The sequence below is a fragment of the Microcoleus sp. OTE_8_concoct_300 genome, assembly GCF_031383065.1.
GTDB lineage: Bacteria > Cyanobacteriota > Cyanobacteriia > Cyanobacteriales > Microcoleaceae > Microcoleus.
The window spans coordinates 1-17,118 of record NZ_JANMZH010000319.1; the positions used below are offsets into that span (position 1 = coordinate 1).

The window sequence follows — 17,118 nt, forward strand, 5'->3', positions numbered from 1 at the left end:
TTATGTTATAATTTAATTGGTTGAAATACCCACCTAAGATTGCAGCGATATATACTCATTTTGAGTTGAAACCGGGACTGATCCAGTAATAGGGAAAGACTGAAGGGCAATGGTTAAAATCCAACCTGGAAGCAAAATAAAGTATTGTTAATGTTTTTCAAACAAAACGATACATATAGTCGGGATAGGGCATTGCCACGACTTAAAATGAACATGGAGACTGAGTAAAACTACTTCGGTAGTATTGGTCGATGAAGTGTTAAGAATCCCTTCGCCTTTAGGCAGGGGAGTATGTCAAGAACGTGATGTTCTCCTCTCATACTACGGACAATTTTTGGTTAAGTCAAGTTAACCATAGGAATTCTGAAATCGGTGCAGTGAATGAGTAGTGTGGGGGAAAAACTCAAACAGCGACGCCAATCGCTGTCTTTGACGCAGCAGCAAGTTGCGGATGTATTGGGCGTGACTGTAACCACTGTGAAAAATTGGGAAGCGGGCAGACATATTCCAAAACTCTATCTCGAACAGACGAAAGCATTGTGCGAGCTCCTGAAGCTGTCCTTAGACGATTTGGTAGATTAACCAAGCAAACTAAGCAATAGCCAAAGTAACTGCGATCGCACCTATTCCATATCTAATCAAAAAGTGCGATCGTCTCTTCTCTTCCTCTCTTAAAAAAGAATGCCAGTATTGTGCAGCGGCGATTGATTGAGAAAAGTGCAAGATCCGGACTTACGCATGACCTCCCGATATGGTGTTTGGTCGGGGTAATCCTCCGGTGGTTGCCCCTACATGATAACTGCGGGTCTTGTACCATGAAGTAGTTCCTAGAAATTCACACATTTCTCTCTATGTAAAACCTCTATTTAAAAACATCTTTCGTCTTTTAAAGCACCAATATTGCGGTCAAATAAACGGCTGCGTGCAGGCCTAAAATTCCCCAATTCCGAGCTAAGTTTTGCCAAGTCGGTTCCTAGACTGCGCTCTTATCGAATAAGTGCGGTAAGATTGTGCGATCGGGCAATCTTACCGCACTTTTCTCAACCCTTTATGTAATAATCCCGCGTTCCCTTCGCATTCATCGCTTCTCCGAGTCGATTTAACCCGTACACGTAAGCAGCAGTTCTCATGGAAACTGACAATTCCTGAGATTTTCTCCAAATTGCCTCAGTTTCTTCGACCATTTTATGCTTCAACCGCTGATTGACTTCCTCCAGCGTCCAATAAAGCCCGCTGCGATTTTGCACCCACTCAAAATAACTAACCGTTACGCCTCCGGCATTGACTAAAATATCAGGGATTACCTGAATTCCCCTCGCTTCTAAAATCAAATCCGCAGCAGAATCAATCGGCCCGTTAGCTACTTCAAAAATAAACTTAGCCTTAACATCATTAACATTTGCTTCAGTTATTTGATTCTCCAAAGCTGCTGGAACTAGCACATCTACATCTAATGCTAAAAGTTGCTCATTTGTCAAGATTTCGTGTTCGATAATATTGCAAACCGAACCTTCACAGTAAAGAGCTTTGATACCTTTGTTAGAGTTTTTAAAGCCTCGAATACTGGGGATATCCAGCCCTTGTTTAGCATAAATTCCCCCTTGGGAATCGCTGACAGCAACAACTTTGTAACCTACTTTCCAGAGCAGTTCTGCTATTTCTGCACCGGCATTACCAAAACCTTGTACTGCTACAGTTGTATCTTGAGGATTTAGCTCAAATTTGGGTAGAAGAGTTTGTACTACAAAAAAAGCACCCATTGCTGTGGCCGTATCTCTGCCCAAGCTGCCGCCGATTGTCACTGGTTTTCCAGTCACCACTGCTGGAGAAAGCTGCCGCTTAATAATATTGTACTGATCCATCATCCAACCCATAATCATGGGATTGGTGTAGACATCCGGCGCGGGAATATCGACATCCGGGCCGATGAAATCTGCGATCGCATCGACATAGCCCCGGCTCAACCGTTCCAATTCCAGTTTTGACAATTCCTTGGGATTGAGAGTAATTCCCCCCTTGGCTCCTCCAAAGGGCAAGTTCAAAACTGCACATTTAAACGTCATCCAAAATGCTAAGGATTGGACTTCATCAAGGGATACTTCCGGATGATAGCGCACTCCTCCCTTAGACGGGCCTCTGGTATTGTCGTAGCGCACCCGATAACCTTGAAAAATTCTGAGGGAACCGTCGTCCATCCGCACGGGAATCGATACAATTAAACTGGATTTGGGGTGTTTCAGCCGTTCAATAGTATCCTCGGAAAGCGACACATATTTTAAGGCTCGTTCTAATCGGCGACTGGCATCGGCAAATAATGAATCAGACATAATAAGATGAAGGAAGAGGTTCGAGGTAAGAAGAAAGACAGGAGAAGAATTTTGACACGGATACCCGGATTAATTATTGAGTGTCCGTCAGATTTTGAAGTCAGAGGGAAAGGGAAGAAGGAAGAATAGCTGACATCTTAAATTTAAGTATCTCGGCTGACCTACTGGTTTTCCTATACATTTTAATTTAATCACAATCCAGGTTGAATTCTGTCAACACTCAACAGTCAACAGTCCACACACTGCGAGAGTGTCGATCGACTTTTCGAGCAGTGCCAAACAGCGAATAAGCAGATACACTTACAATAGAGGGTGATATTTAAGCTCAAGCAGCAATTTGAGTTCGTGAGATCAAATCAGTGCCAGCCATCAGGGGAATTAAATTTTGAAATAGATCGAGGCTTTAGCTAACGTTATCCACTCAATTATTATTATGGTTGGACTCCTAGCCGGGCTCTCGGCGTCTGCGGCAGGAGGTATGAGAATTGCCCTGCCCCTGCTGTTAATTGGTTTGCTGCGGATTGACAAACTTTGGTCGGAAATACCTTTATTGTCTGGGGTTCACCCCCAAGTGGTGCTCACCATCTTGGTGAGTTGGTCGCTGTTAGAGTTATTTGCTTCTAAAACCTTTGTGGGACAGCGGGTGCTGCAAATTGTGCAAATTATTTTCAGTCCCATTGTAGGAGCAATTATGGGAATTGCGATCGCTCAGGTAAGTTCGATCGACGAAATTATTGCTCACCCTTGGATGCTGTGGATTATTGGTGTTGTCGGAGGTTTGTTGGCTTTAGTGCTGCAACTGGTACAAGCAGGATGGCTTTACCGGCTGCGGGGTTTGCCGATTTGGGTGATTTTCCTCCAAGATGTTCTGTGCATTTCCTTGGTGTTGTTTGCCTTTGACGCCCCCCGGCAGGGAGGGTTAGTTGCTATGATGCTGCTGTGGCTGGCAATTCGCAGTTCTAAAGAGTGGTATCGCTGGTACAGAAGTCAGGGAATACCGGGCGATAGGGGAAATCCTCGCCGCGGCAAGCGCGATCCTAATTAATTAGTGATTAGTTATGGGTGATTAGTCCTATCGTTTACGGTTGTTTCGGAATGATTTAACCGCAGAGGGCGCAGAGGGCGCAGAGGAAGATAAGAGAGAGATGAATAATTCCGATCCCAACGGATTTGATATCATTAGTCATTTGTAACAACGGTCAACTGTCAACGGTCAACTGTCAACTGTCAACTGTCAATTTAAAGCAATCCGATCGAGTGTAGCGGGCCCTGACCCGTAATTAACTCCAGCAATAGTGCCACAAAACCAATCATCGCCACACGACCGTTCCAAACTTCCGCCCCCGTGGTCAAACCCCACTCCCACTGCTCTTGAGGGTACATCTTAACTTTCTTGGAAGGGCGTATAACATCAGAGAATTTAACATTGGGAGATTCTATCGACTCGATGACTAAATCGGCCAAGGCTTCAATAAACACCGGATGAGTATTCAGGGCGGGCACTCGGTAGAAATTCTCAATCCCCGATTCTTCTGCTAATTCTCGATACTCCATGTCAATTTCTTGTAGAGTCTCGATGTGTTCGGAAACGAAACTAATTGGAACTACCAACAAATCTTGGACTCCATTTTCTGCCAATTCGGTTATGGCGTCTTCGGTGTAAGGCTTGAGCCATTCTACCGGGCCAACCCGACTTTGATAAGCTAGAGTGTGTTCGTTCGATCGATCCAAATGTTCCATAATCAGACGAGTGCAATCTTCAATCTCGCGCTGATAGGGGTCTCCCGCCTCTTCTACATAGCTCAGGGGGACGCCGTGGGCGCTAAAAAAGATGTGAACTCGATCGGGATTCGGATTGTGGTCTAGTTCTTGGGCTATCAGTTCTGACATTGCCTGAATGTAGCCTGGCCGCTTATACCAAGAAGGAATCGCGGTATATTCTATCTCCTTGAGGGCTGGATCTAGGCCCCACATTTCTTCTAGCTGCCGGAAGCTAGAACCGCTGGTGCTGATGGAAAATTGAGGATACAGCGGCAAGATTGTCAAATGTTCTATGCGATCGCGCTTTATTTTGGCTATCGCCTCTTCGGTAAAAGGATGCCAGTAGCGCATACCCACGTATACTCGAGCATCTTGTCCCTTGGACTGCAAGACGGATTGCAGCGAAGCCGCTTGTTCCTCGGTAATCCGCCGCAAAGGAGAGCCGCCCCCGATGTGGCGGTAGTTTTCCTGGGATTTCTGAAAACGCAGGGTCGAAATCAACCACGCGAGCGGTTTTTGCATCCACGGAAACGGGATGCGAATGATTTCCGGGTCAGAAAACAAGTTGAACAGGAAAGGACGGACATCCTCGATTTGATCTGGCCCGCCCAAGTTTAATAGCAATACTCCCACACGACCCATAGCGGTTACAGCTCTCCCATCGTCTCAGTTCTGTTACTTATCTTTATCATTTGACACTCCCGGGCCTGCGAGGCGTGGGGATTCTTAATTCAGCGACTGACCTTTAAGCGCTATGTCCTGGCGGCAATTCTTAAACCTTTCAACCGTAGAAAATACCACTAATTGACGAGTTCAACTCACAGCAACCGCAGAGGGTCTGTCTCCAAAAGCGTACTAGGATCTAGCCTAGAGTTCGGGTATGCCCTACCCTACTTAACAAATCAACCAAATATTTGTTTTCTGGTCAAGAGAATACGTTGATTCTCTAGCTGTTTTAAGAGTTTTCGCTGCTCTGTGTCCAACAGTTTGTGCCTAAAAGTGTGTCTTAACTGTTTCACTTGAGACAAAGGAGTTTAACCTTGACTATCGTAGTATACCACAAGTGCCACCTATTCCCTGATTTTTGGGAATGGATTTAAGAAATTAAAGCCGTGCTAGAAGGACGGGGTTTTAAACCCAATTTCCCGATAATATCTTAAGTCGATAGCAAGGTATAGATAATTTTGACTGTGGCAACACTTTTTAGAGATTTAAGTTATCGGTATCAGTGTCTCCTTGATGCGATCGCGCGTCTGGCCCGCCCGTTAGCGTAGGCTCTGAGGCTCGTTTGGGCCAGCGACGCTTGAAAAATTTTACCATCAGCGCGGAAACTAAAGTTTTAGATTTTTGCTGTGGCAGCCGTCAAACTAAGCAATTTCTGGTGCAATATTCCCAGGATGTCACAGGACTTGACGCTTCGCCATTATTTCTGCAACTGGCACCAGAAAAATGTACTATCAGCCAATTATGTAGAAGCTTTTGCTGAGTCGATGCCTTTTCCCGACTGTCAGTTTGAAAGGAGTACACAGCACGGTTGCGATGCACGAAATGCGATGGGCGCAATTGCCACAAATTTTTCATTAATTATACCGCGTCATCAAGCCCGGTGGTCTATTCATTTTGGTAGATTTTCATCTCACAAATCCGGTTTTTTGGGTTCTGTTGGCTGTATTTTTGTGGTTGTTTGAGACTGAAACTGACTTGGGGAGTTTGTTGGCAGAAGTGGGATGGCGATCGGACTATTGCGAAGAAGCTCAGCCACCAAAACTTTATGCTGGCTGAAGCATTCAAGTAATCCAACTTCAAAAGTCATATCAAATCCGGTAACATCGTCGGGACAATCACCGAGAGTGCAACCGAAATCGATCTAATTTATCTGCGTTAATCTGTGTTGCATCTGCCCTCATCTGCGGTTTAAAAAAGAGACTTTCTGCAACCGCAGATGACAAGGGATTGACGCTGATTAACGCAGATAAAAAGAAGAAATATCTGAATAATTCCGCTCCTAACAGATTTGATATCATTAGTCAAAAGTCATTAGTAGACAAGATTGCCTTTCGTTGCAAACAACCGGGAAAAGCATCTGCGTTTATCTGCGTTTATCTGCGGTTTCCTATCAATTCCAAAAATTTGCAATAATTCTACTAATGACTAATGACTAATGACTAATGACTAATAACTAATAACTAAACAAACTTTTTCGCTTCTGCCAAAGCCGCCTCAAACTTGAGCAATACATCCTTTTCTGTGTGAATAGCTTTCTCTTGTTCCAGCAGCGGGCGGCCAAAGCGAAAAATGCCGTCCTGTTCTACGTGATCTACATAAGGCAGCGTTTCTGGATGCGGCAAAAATTTTCTGCCTATCGTGTACGGCGTGTGGAAAGAAAAACTAAAATCGGGAAACTTATCGCTCTTGATTTCCAGGTAGTAAAGCGAGTAATAATCTTTGATGTCGGAGTACACGCATTCGCGGCACTTATTTACCAATTTGCGGTTCTGATAGAAAAAATCCCACTTATCCCAATAGTAGCCATCTTTCATCATTTCCTGGTGGTCGTCGCACAGTTCGAGATATAATTTGTCAGCATCCGCCGGACGGTAGAAGTAAAGCATGGCGTAGGGCATCTCAATCAGCAACTTGACAGCTTGATTTTTTCGCTGATACCATTCCTGCTGGTGAGTTTCGTAGATTTCCTTATATTTATTAATTGCTTTAAAGCTGTTGAGCTGATTTTCTTTGGCCCACCGCGACGCCCAAACTGTCCAGTAAGCTAGCTGGAAGGTTGCTGAAATTTCCGCCGAACCTTGTTCTTTCCAGTCGGCAATGATTTTTTCCCACTCGGAACTAAAAGCTACTCGGGATTGTTCGTTTTCTGCGGGGTTTTCTGTATTGATTGGGGAGGCTGTTGGGCGATTATTTTGAATCAGCCCTTTCGGTTCTTGGCGCCAATTATTAATATCGGTTGGCGTTAGACTTAAGATGAATCTTCGCTCGTGAACGGGATATTCTAAATGGATTCCTGATTTGCGGAAAGAGCGGTATTCTAGAATAGGGAGTTTGCCTTGTTCGATCCACTGCTGGCGTTCTGCTGGCGAACACTTGAGCATTGTTTCTACTTCAACGGGATCGACGGCTAATTCACTTTTGAATGTCTCCCAAAATCTTTCTTGTTCCGCTGGATTTACTTCCAGCACGGATACAATTCGGTTGACGAGGTGATCGGTTTTGTCTTGGCAATTTTCGGGAAGTCCTAAAAAGTCGAGGAGTTTGGTCTTGAGTATGCGTCTGGCAGAGATTAGCTCGGCTAACATGAGAAGCTCCAGTAGAGTCATGACTTGCGCCCTTGAATTGGCAAGATTTGTGCAAGTCTTATCGGAAAGTTGGGTTTAAAACCCCGTTCTTCTAGAACGGCTTTAATTTCTTAAATCTATTCTAAAAAATCAGGGAATTGCTGGTTTTTTGTAGTATACTGCAAAAGTCAAGGTTAAACTCCTTTGCCCTCGTGAAACAGTTAAGACACACTTTTAGGCACAAACTGGGGACACAGAGCGGCGAAAACTCGCCATACAGCTAGGGGATTAATACATCCTCGTTACCAGAAAACAAAGAACTTTTTCATTTGTTAGGTAGGGTAGGGCATATCCGAACTCTAGGTTCAGTATCCTAGTACGCTTTTGGAGACAGACCCTCTGGGGTGTTGTGAGTTAAGCTCGTCAATTCGTAGTATTTCCTACGGTTGAAAAGTTTAAGAATTGCCGCGAGGACATGGCGCTTAAAGGTTAGTCGATGAATTAAGAATCCCCACGCCTTTAGGCTGGGGAGTGTCAAATATCTTAATAGATTCTCCCGGGTTGTCGGCAATTGAAAGGTCCGCGCGAGCGAAGCTATCCCGAACGCGCGGGCCTTGGGGAAGGGTGGGGAATCGCCGAACCTCGGCTCCATCCCTAAGCCAAAATACTCAAAACAATGCCAAAAGACCGATCGACCTTTTGCCCTTTTTGGCTAAAATCGATAATTGCGATCGCCCACCCACAAACTCACAGGCACAGCATGGCCTGTTTTGTCAACCTTTACTTCTACCAAAAAAGATTGTCGCTGGTTCCTTTGAGCTTCGCTAATCTCCTGATTGACTTTTTCCCTTTCATCCTCTGGCATATAATAAGTTTCTAAGCCGTATTCCATCCGCCAACCGTTATATTTGCCCTTAATTGCGATTTGATTGGCGGGCAAATTACCCAGATTTTCTAGGCTGACGCGGACGGGTTTCCAAGCTTGGGGGCGGTCGGGATTAGTCGCGGCTTTTGACCTGGCTTTTGGCGCTTCTAAGATTACATAAAAACTGGTTTGTGCCTTGACATTGTGTGTATTTGGTGGACAAGCCGCCCCGGGCGGACAAGGTGTTTCGGCAGGTAAATCTTTCCAGCCAGGGAGTTTTTGGAGATTTGTGCGATCGGAAATATTATAGTTCAAAACTTGGTAATATCCGCGCAAAAAGTCGTAAGGGTCTACTGGTGCTGTTTGCAAAACCACTGTTTTGCCAGTAATAAAAGTGTAAACGGCGGTGGCGGGGACGGCGGCAATTAGTCCGATTTGCAGCAGCAAAGGAACCCACAGCCGCCACGCGGGAAGGCGTTTCGCTTCCGGGGGAAGCTGAAACTGATTTGTTGTATCTGCTGGATTTTCAACTAATAAGTCCATGTTGTTTGTGTTCATGTTATGTATGGGTTATATTGTTTACGGTGGTTTCGGAATGATTAAACCACAGAGACCGCAGAGGGCGCTGAGTGAGAGAAGAGAGAGATGAATAATTTCTATTCATCGGGCATTTTTGCGAAGTGGCGCTCGAACCACAAACCAGCAGCAATAACACCGATTCCGCATAAAACAAATACAAAGGATTTGAGCAACAATTCTGTGTTATATTCAAATAGTCGGCTGATAATTTGCAGGGTGATTAATACCATTCCTCCCCAAAAAATCTGGCGGTTTCCTAAAGCTAAACCTTCTCGGATTAAGCCGACTGCGAGCAGAAATGATAAAACATTGAACAGAAAAGTCGCTAATTGAGGAATGGGAGTAAAATTGAGGTGAAAAAGCGGTATTAAGGCGCTGGCGAGGATTAAAATGCCGATCGCACTGGTGGTCAAATCCACTCCTTTTTGTTTGGGACGGCGGAGTTCCAAACGTCCCAAGCGCAGCCATTCAAACACCGTGAAACCGCCCAAAACAGCTACATTTGCCAGCAAAAGCCAATCCGGCTTAGTTGGCCCAGGCTGCGGCAAATTTTGCCAACACCAGTGGAAAGAAAGAACATAAAACAAACCGGCGAGAAACAGCAGTGCTAAACTGCGGGCGATAGCTTGAAACAGCCTGCTGTGTACCTTGGGCCAGATTGCATCGTCGTATCCCCACAGCAAAGCGGGCGGTAAAGCACAAAAAATTGCAGCACCCGAGCTTTCACTTAACCCTTGGACGATAGAAGCTTGTAGGGAAAAAATTAGGACGATCGCACCTATGGCAAAAATAGCACGCGATCGACACCAATAAGCCAGCGGCACAAACATTATACTGGCTGCGATCGGCATTTGCCGCACCAAAACATCCAGCCAAGAAAACTCGACTTTGGAAGACCAATCTAACACGGCAAGCCAATAGCCCAAACCGATTAAAAGTGCGGACAAAACGCCCAAGGAAGTCAACCGCAAACTGTAAGCCATTCCGAGTACGCCGATTCCCCAAGCAAGGAAAAGTCCGTAGGAAGAACCGCCTATGTGGAACATTTGCGCCATCAATGCCATATTTGCTCCTAAAATCAGAGCTCCTAACAGCAACAATCCTTCACCTAGGAGTTTGTTTCGCCCTTTTGTTGCGGGCATATTTGGATGGGAGTTTTTCCTTGGGGATGGGGGAATGCGCCACAGATAGAAACCTGCTGCATTGACTGCTACGAAAAGACTTAGCAGCAGTGCGACTCTCACTTCTCGTGACCAAACTTGCCAGTTTGCGGCTACAAAGGTGATGACTCCTATACCGAGGAGAATGCCGCCGAGACTCATCAGAATGGTGAGGAAACGGTTGCGGGAGGCGGTTTCGAGTGTGTTGAATTGGTAGCGCTCCGAAAGTTGTTGGTAGAATGAAGTGTCGATGAGTCCTTCTGCTTGCCAGAGTTTGGCTTGTTCTCGCAACTCGCGCCGAAATTTATCTGAAATCATTGTTTATATTCCAGAGGATTTGAACTGTGATAGTTTTTAATATGTCACTTGTGGGGCGAGTGTCGATGGAGGCTGGGACACCTGCTGAACTAGCACAAAAGTCTTTTTTGGGTTTGGATGTTAGTTTCAATCCCTAATAGGGGTTTAGTTTGATTGCGGCTGGGGGGCATAAAATATGCGTGGAATATACCGAATGAGTTTCAATCCCTAATAGGGGTTTAGTTTGATTGCGGCGCTGGTGTTACGAACGCCATCAACATGATTAAGGCCATGTTTCAATCCCTGATAGGGATTTAGGTTGATTGCAATATGTGGAAATCCCTCATATCACCATTGCCTTGCCTCGACACGTTTCAATCCCTGATAGGGATTTAGGTTGATTGCAACTCAATTAGGATTTAGCAAACTTTCAGAATACATAGGTTTCAATCCCTGATAGGGATTTAGGTTGATTGCAACCTTCAGGGGGGAGTCCAGTAAATAACGACATCAGTTTCAATCCCTGATAGGGATTTAGGTTGATTGCAAGAAGGCAGTGATTTTGATTGTGTGTTCGTTTACTTTGGGTTTCAATCCCTGATAGGGATTTAGGTTGATTGCAACCGCCAGAAATCCAGCAGCCTATGTCAGCTTTCCTCGGCGCTTCAATCCCTGATAGGGATTTAGGTTGATTGCAACCAGTGGCTGGCAAGATACTGAGAGATGGGTAAAAGTTTCAATCCCTGATAGGGATTTAGGTTGATTGCAACATTTTAAGATGATGAAACTCACTCACGAAACAGTGTTTCAATCCCTGATAGGGATTTAGGTTGATTGCAACCAGAGATATTCAAATCGTTTACTGCTCCAAATGGCGTTTCAATCCCTGATAGGGATTTAGGTTGATTGCAACAGGAGGGATGAAATCATCTACGACATCTATAAGGCTACGTTTCAATCCCTGATAGGGATTTAGGTTGATTGCAACCCTCTGTGCGTACTGGTTCTTGCCGAAGTTGGTGGTTTCAATCCCTGATAGGGATTTAGGTTGATTGCAACTGGGGGCGGCTACTGACGGAGTTAGTAATCAGAGAGTTGAGTTTCAATCCCTGATAGGGATTTAGGTTGATTGCAACGGGCCCGCACAAACGCCACCGAACGAGCCGCAAACGTTTCAATCCCTGATAGGGATTTAGGTTGATTGCAACCAGACCCAGATGCAGCAGCATCCTTGCCAGAATATGAGGTCGTGTTTCAATCCCTGATAGGGATTTAGGTTGATTGCAACTATGTTGCTACGGTTTGCCAAACTTGCTGGCGGCTGTTTCAATCCCTGATAGGGATTTAGGTTGATTGCAACTTCTTCAAGTAATTTTAAGATTTGTTGTCGCTTCGTTTCAATCCCTGATAGGGATTTAGGTTGATTGCAACTGACAAAAGTCCTAAAAATGTGCTTCGACAAACGTGTTTCAATCCCTGATAGGGATTTAGGTTGATTGCAACTTAGTGCCGCCGGTTCAACTACCTTAAATTCTTCTGGTTATCAGTTTCAATCCCTGATAGGGATTTAGGTTGATTGCAACAAGGCAAGTACGTCTGGTATGAAGGGGTCAACGCTCCAGTTTCAATCCCTGATAGGGATTTAGGTTGATTGCAACTTATGGGGACAGCTCTGGTTCATTGCGGAAAGTGGCGGTTTCAATCCCTGATAGGGATTTAGGTTGATTGCAACAATGAACTGCTAGGAACGGTAATGGGAGCTAGTGTTTCAATCCCTGATAGGGATTTAGGTTGATTGCAACCGGTGGGTTCATCCCCGACAACGTGGGTGTGGGTTCACAGGGTTTCAATCCCTGATAGGGATTTAGGTTGATTGCAACGGGTGGGGCTACGGGTAGGAGGGATGAAATCATCGTTTCAATCCCTGATAGGGATTTAGGTTGATTGCAACCCGGCGTATCCCTACCAGATAGCAGGCACTGGTACGTCGTTTCAATCCCTGATAGGGATTTAGGTTGATTGCAACAGTGCAGTCAGGCCGTGAGTGGAGCAAGTGGATAGCGTTTCAATCCCTGATAGGGATTTAGGTTGATTGCAACCACAGACAAAATCATGCAAAATCCAATTGTCATTGTTTCAATCCCTGATAGGGATTTAGGTTGATTGCAACAATTACCCAGCCCGAGGTTCAGTTAGTTCTTTCGTTTCAATCCCTGATAGGGATTTAGGTTGATTGCAACCCTACTACCGGGGCTATGCAGAATTTCTGGCCCTGTTTCAATCCCTGATAGGGATTTAGGTTGATTGCAACAAAGATTTGTTCTTTGTCGCTGTAGATGAGGCTCAAGTTTCAATCCCTGATAGGGATTTAGGTTGATTGCAACATAACTTCTATAACGAGAACGATAAAGCTGGTAAAGTTTACGTTTCAATCCCTGATAGGGATTTAGGTTGATTGCAACTGCGGGGCGATTCTTGGCTTACTTGCGGCATATTCGTTTCAATCCCTGATAGGGATTTAGGTTGATTGCAACTGAAGCTCGAAGGGAACTTCTTTGATGTCATACCGTTTCAATCCCTGATAGGGATTTAGGTTGATTGCAACCTTCACTACGACATAAGTTCTCAAATCATTTGTGCTGTTTCAATCCCTGATAGGGATTTAGGTTGATTGCAACTCTACAGCATCACTTGTAGTTCTTGATATTCCCAGTTTCAATCCCTGATAGGGATTTAGGTTGATTGCAACCCTAAATTTCTTGTGATGCCAATTGGTGAAGTACGAGTTTCAATCCCTGATAGGGATTTAGGTTGATTGCAACTCACCCGCACGCGCGAATCTGTCTTGATAATATAGAGTTTCAATCCCTGATAGGGATTTAGGTTGATTGCAACTCGTTATCGAAATGGATCGGGACAAATACAACCGGTTTCAATCCCTGATAGGGATTTAGGTTGATTGCAACCGATGAAATGCGAAAAAACAAAGCCCTTGCCTGCTGCGTTTCAATCCCTGATAGGGATTTAGGTTGATTGCAACAGTTGGTTTCTGAAACTCTTACTGTATTTAGTTTTCAAGGTTCGTTTGCGTCTGTACATATTAAAAGTACCATTTCAATACCGACCTGTCAAGAGGCAAAATTTTCAACAAAGCTCAAAACCTTGGACAGCAAGCAATACAGCATTTGCGTCCGTCGGATTTTTCATAAAGTGCCTTAAACCCATACTACGCAACTGATACAGCCGAAAAAAATCACCCCCTCAAAAAAACACCTACCCACAGGCGCAAATCTCAACCTTCAACCCGATTCAAATTCCAGTCGTAAGGCAAAAAAACGATCGCCCATCCATCACCCACAGCCGCCTCGGGCCCCAAATAACCCCCCACATACTCAGCCACCGAACCCGCCGCCTTTACAAAATCCTCCTCGTACCACTTAAAAATCTTGCTCAAATAAAGCGTCTTTTTCTGGGCATCATATCGCACCTTATCAGGATTGTGAATAAAACGGCTGGCATCCGCTTCTAGTTGAGTCCGTACCGACTCCGGGAAATAAGCCCCCCGGCGCAGCAGCGGGCACCCGACAGAAGCGCAAACTAATGCAAAATGGATGCGCGGTTCCGCAAATTCCGGCCGCAAAATTGCGTGTTCGATTTGATTGAGACTGTACTTTTTGCCGCCAATAATCGTATTTGAACGAGTGAAAAAATCCAAAAAACTCAGCCAGTTGGGAATTCCCAAAACTTTAGGACGGATGGACGCGATCGGATATACTTCCAGAACTTGAGAAATTGCGATCGCATTGTACGCATTCAGCCACAACGCCAGCCGCGCATCCGCATCAGTAAAATCCGCCAAATCCACATCAGCAAAACTTTCCAGCCACACCCTCAAAACATCCGCCCCCTCAGCTTTCCAGCGCCGATAATTGACGCGGCCCAAATCGTCAACGTAGCGTTGCAGCAACTCGTCCCAAATCCTAAAGTCGATCATACCGATCATTTATTACTATCCTTGACACTCCCCATCCTTTAGGTTGGGGATTCTTAATTCAGCGACTGACCTTTAAGTGTTGCGTCCTTACGGCAATACTCAAACCTTTTAACGGTAGAAACCCTACCAATTAACGAGTCTGATTCGCAGTCACCCGCCTAGAGTCTATCTCCAAAAGCGTACTAGGATATTGACAAGCGAGTTTGGGTATGCCCTACCCTACCTAACAAAAGTAAATTGTTTATTTTTCTGGTTGTGAGACTGTATTAAGCCTCTAGCTGTTTTAAGAGTTTTCGCCGCTCTTTGTCCCCCGATTAACGCCTAAAAGTGTGTCTGAGTCCCTGTTTCACGATGGCGCAGGAGTTTAACCTTGACTATTCTAGTATACCACAGACACTAGGAATTCCCTGATTTTTAGGAAGGGATTTAAGAAATTAAAGCCGTCCTAAAAAGATGGGGTTTTAAACCCATTTCTTTGATAAGGCGGGCATTGCTTTAGCTTCTGCTTCTATAGCAATCCTAAATCATTTGTGAATTTCTTACTCCCGAACCGCGGCTTCGGGGAGGGTTGGGGTGGGGTAAAAAATTTACGACTCATTTAGGATTTCTATATTTAATACTACCGTCAACCAAAATAACACCTGCAACGGTAGCATTTTTTAGATTAGGCCCGTCAAAGGAGCTCTGGTTAAATTAGCATCGCTCAAATTAGCGGCTTGTAAATTAGCTTGCCGCCAAGCAGCCCCGCTCAAATTTGCCCCGGATAAATTAGCTTCCCTAAAATTTGCTCCTCTCAAATCTGCATTTGCTAAACTCGCGCGCCCTAGGCGAATGCTGCTCAAATCGCCGCCCGCACACTGGTTAGTTTACCACAACAAATTGACTTGCTCGCGGTTAGCTGCAATCACCAATGTAGCCAACCCGAAAATCAGTCCCAATGGAACTGCTCCCAAAGTTACAGATTTCCTGCTCTTTACCTTCTACAATTTTAAAAGATTCTTAATTTCAACCTCAACACCGATCAATTTCTTCCGGCACAGCACCCCTCCCACTTTGATCGGCAATTTTTTAATTTACCCTTACCTCTATAACACACTATGACGGATCGAACCAACTTTTTCGATAAACTGTTAGCGACTGTTGAAAACAATCAAAGTTTGCTGTATTTAGCCCTCGACCCCGACCCGGAAACCATGCCCGCCCTGGTTTCCATGACAGCAGAGGAAACTAAAAGTTTTGTAACAGATTTGTTGTCAAAGCTCAAAAGTGCGATCGACCAAACAGCCGATTTAATCTGTGCCTGCAAAATCACCCTCGGTTTTTACCAATCTCTCGGTCTTCCCGGTTGGGAATTGCTGCAACAAATTTTAACAAGTATTCCTCCTCAGATTCCCGTAATTTTAGATGCCAAACACTGCGATTTAAATACCAGCACAGTGTTTGCCAAAATTGTATTTCAAGACTGGCAAGTTGACGCTATTACTTTAAGTCCCTATGCCGGATTCGACGAAGTAGCGCCTTTTTTGTTATACGCCGGAAAAACAGTTTTTGTCCTCTGCGCCACCGCCAACGCCTCAGCGGCCGCTTTGCAAGAATACCCCACCCCAGAAAACCCTTTATACTTGCAATTAGTCCGAGTCTCTCAAACTTGGGGAACTCCAGAACAACTCGGTTTAGAAGTAGGAGTAATGCCGGATATGTTGGCCCGCATCCGCCAAGCCGCTCCTGAACGCCTAATTTTAGTCGAAGGAGACATCGCCGAAGAAAATGACCTCACAGAAGAAAACGACCTCGCACAACTGCTGGCGGCTGGTTTAAACAAGAATGGTGAAGGTTTATTGTTGCCAGTCCCCCCGAGTTTATTAGCGGGGAAAGAGCCGCGCCAAGAAATTGAGAAATTGCGGGATAATATTAATAAACAGAGGATGCGGGCGATCGAAGGTAGTCCCACTTGCGAATTGTGGCTGCCCGATGTTTGCTTTTTGCAACCGGAACCTTACCGCGATTTAATCTTGCAACTTTATGACATCGGCTGCGTAGTTTTTGGCGACCACGTACAAGCATCGGGCGCCGTATTTCCATATTACATCGACTTGCGGAAAATTATCTCGATTCCGCAGATTTTCCACCAAATTGTCAGCGCTTATGCAGACATTCTCCAGAATTTAAAATTCGATCGCATTGCCGGAATTCCCTACGGTTCTTTACCCACAGCAACCGGTTTAGCATTGCGGATGGAACGGCCGATGATTTTCCCGCGCAAGGAAGTCAAAACTTACGGGGCTGGCAAATTGATTGAGGGGCATTTTCAGCCAGGAGAAACGATTGTCGTAGTCGATGATATTTTGATTAGTGGCAAAAGCGTGATGGAAGGCGCGGGCAAGTTAAAATCTGCTGGGTTGAATGTGGAAGATATCGTGGTATTGATCGACCACGAACAGGGAGTTAAAGATAAATTGCAGGCTAATGGTTATAGCGCCCATTCAGTGTTAGCGCTTTCGGAAATTGCTCAAACTTTGTATCAAGCAAATCGCATTGATACCGAGCAATTCAATCTTTTGACAGCGGAACATTAAAGTCAGAAATTTCTAGTTACCAGGCTCTGCCTGGTAATTAATATCCGGAGGCTCAGCCTCCAAATTTCTGTCTCGTTTGGCTTGTTTTAATGGAGGCTGAGCCTCCTGAAATGCGTTACCAGGCAGAGCCTGGGAACGAGTAACAAGCGAGATCAACCTTGCAAAACTTCAATTAAAATTTCTAGTTACCAGGCTCTGCCTGGTAATTAATATCCGGAGGCTCAGCCTCCAAATTTCTGTCTCGTTTGCCTTGTTTTAATGGAGGCTGA

General features: G+C 45.0%; 11 protein-coding genes and 1 CRISPR repeat array. Of the genes, 4 read left to right on the forward strand and 7 right to left on the reverse strand.

Annotated elements, in window-relative coordinates; all coding sequences use genetic code 11:
• Positions 1 to 381: 381 nt before the first annotated feature.
• Positions 382 to 582, forward strand: a complete 201-nt coding sequence (locus ACUVJL_RS14300) for a helix-turn-helix transcriptional regulator (protein WP_333126238.1) — start codon at positions 382 to 384, stop codon at positions 580 to 582.
• 458 nt (positions 583 to 1,040) lie between these two features.
• Here the strand turns inward: ACUVJL_RS14300 and ACUVJL_RS14305 are convergent, their stop codons facing one another.
• Complete coding sequence (locus ACUVJL_RS14305; RefSeq protein ID WP_445246454.1) at positions 1,041 to 2,327, reverse strand: Glu/Leu/Phe/Val family dehydrogenase; 1,287 nt, start codon at positions 2,325 to 2,327, stop codon at positions 1,041 to 1,043.
• Positions 2,328 to 2,760: 433 nt separating this feature from the next.
• Between ACUVJL_RS14305 and ACUVJL_RS14310 the strand changes: the two genes are divergently transcribed.
• A complete protein-coding gene (locus tag ACUVJL_RS14310) occupies positions 2,761 to 3,372 on the forward strand; it encodes a DUF4126 domain-containing protein (RefSeq protein ID WP_445246455.1) in 612 nt (203 codons plus the stop codon).
• A gap of 194 nt (positions 3,373 to 3,566) precedes the next feature.
• Here ACUVJL_RS14310 and hemH read toward each other — a convergent pair whose 3' ends face one another.
• A complete protein-coding gene (hemH, locus tag ACUVJL_RS14315) occupies positions 3,567 to 4,730 on the reverse strand; it encodes a ferrochelatase (protein ID WP_445246456.1) in 1,164 nt (387 codons plus the stop codon).
• Between the two features lie 978 nt (positions 4,731 to 5,708).
• On the opposite strand from hemH, the gene ACUVJL_RS14320 reads away from it, so the two are divergent.
• Positions 5,709 to 5,870: a hypothetical protein gene (locus ACUVJL_RS14320; protein WP_445246457.1), complete on the forward strand. Its 162-nt coding sequence runs from the start codon at positions 5,709 to 5,711 to the stop codon at positions 5,868 to 5,870.
• 404 nt (positions 5,871 to 6,274) lie between these two features.
• Here the strand turns inward: ACUVJL_RS14320 and ACUVJL_RS14325 are convergent, their stop codons facing one another.
• The 5 genes from ACUVJL_RS14325 to ACUVJL_RS14345 form a co-directional block, all read right to left on the reverse strand.
• Positions 6,275 to 7,399 carry a hypothetical protein gene (locus ACUVJL_RS14325; protein WP_445246458.1) on the reverse strand — a complete coding sequence of 375 codons (1,125 nt, stop codon included), beginning with the start codon at positions 7,397 to 7,399 and terminating at the stop codon, positions 6,275 to 6,277.
• A 691-nt stretch (positions 7,400 to 8,090) separates the two neighbouring features.
• Positions 8,091 to 8,801, reverse strand: a complete 711-nt coding sequence (locus ACUVJL_RS14330) for a GDYXXLXY domain-containing protein (RefSeq protein ID WP_445246459.1) — start codon at positions 8,799 to 8,801, stop codon at positions 8,091 to 8,093.
• A gap of 98 nt (positions 8,802 to 8,899) precedes the next feature.
• Complete coding sequence (locus ACUVJL_RS14335) at positions 8,900 to 10,300, reverse strand: DUF2157 domain-containing protein (RefSeq protein WP_445246460.1); 1,401 nt, start codon at positions 10,298 to 10,300, stop codon at positions 8,900 to 8,902.
• Positions 10,301 to 10,423: 123 nt separating this feature from the next.
• Positions 10,424 to 13,319: a CRISPR direct-repeat array (repeat unit 37 nt; unit sequence GTTTCAATCCCTGATAGGGATTTAGGTTGATTGCAAC).
• Positions 13,320 to 13,571: 252 nt separating this feature from the next.
• A complete protein-coding gene (locus ACUVJL_RS14340; protein ID WP_445246461.1) occupies positions 13,572 to 14,273 on the reverse strand; it encodes a DUF547 domain-containing protein in 702 nt (233 codons plus the stop codon).
• A gap of 659 nt (positions 14,274 to 14,932) precedes the next feature.
• Positions 14,933 to 15,115 (reverse strand): pentapeptide repeat-containing protein, encoded by a 183-nt coding sequence (locus tag ACUVJL_RS14345; protein WP_445246462.1) that lies wholly within the window; start codon positions 15,113 to 15,115, stop codon positions 14,933 to 14,935.
• 255 nt (positions 15,116 to 15,370) lie between these two features.
• Here ACUVJL_RS14345 and ACUVJL_RS14350 point away from each other — a divergent pair, with 255 nt between their 5' ends.
• A complete protein-coding gene (locus ACUVJL_RS14350; protein WP_445246463.1) occupies positions 15,371 to 16,849 on the forward strand; it encodes a bifunctional orotidine-5'-phosphate decarboxylase/orotate phosphoribosyltransferase in 1,479 nt (492 codons plus the stop codon).
• Positions 16,850 to 17,118 lie beyond the last annotated feature (269 nt).

What these genes read in the sequence shown, in the direction of transcription:
- ACUVJL_RS14300 (WP_333126238.1), top strand. Translation starts at nt 382, where the DNA reads ATGAGTAGTGTGGGGGAAAAACTCAAACAGCGACGCCAATCGCTGTCT.
- ACUVJL_RS14305 (WP_445246454.1), bottom strand. Translation starts at nt 2,327, where the DNA reads ATGTCTGATTCATTATTTGCCGATGCCAGTCGCCGATTAGAACGAGCC.
- ACUVJL_RS14310 (WP_445246455.1), top strand. Translation starts at nt 2,761, where the DNA reads ATGGTTGGACTCCTAGCCGGGCTCTCGGCGTCTGCGGCAGGAGGTATG.
- hemH (WP_445246456.1), bottom strand. Translation starts at nt 4,730, where the DNA reads ATGGGTCGTGTGGGAGTATTGCTATTAAACTTGGGCGGGCCAGATCAA.
- ACUVJL_RS14325 (WP_445246458.1), bottom strand. Translation starts at nt 7,399, where the DNA reads ATGTTAGCCGAGCTAATCTCTGCCAGACGCATACTCAAGACCAAACTC.
- ACUVJL_RS14330 (WP_445246459.1), bottom strand. Translation starts at nt 8,801, where the DNA reads ATGAACACAAACAACATGGACTTATTAGTTGAAAATCCAGCAGATACA.
- ACUVJL_RS14335 (WP_445246460.1), bottom strand. Translation starts at nt 10,300, where the DNA reads ATGATTTCAGATAAATTTCGGCGCGAGTTGCGAGAACAAGCCAAACTC.
- ACUVJL_RS14340 (WP_445246461.1), bottom strand. Translation starts at nt 14,273, where the DNA reads ATGATCGACTTTAGGATTTGGGACGAGTTGCTGCAACGCTACGTTGAC.
- ACUVJL_RS14350 (WP_445246463.1), top strand. Translation starts at nt 15,371, where the DNA reads ATGACGGATCGAACCAACTTTTTCGATAAACTGTTAGCGACTGTTGAA.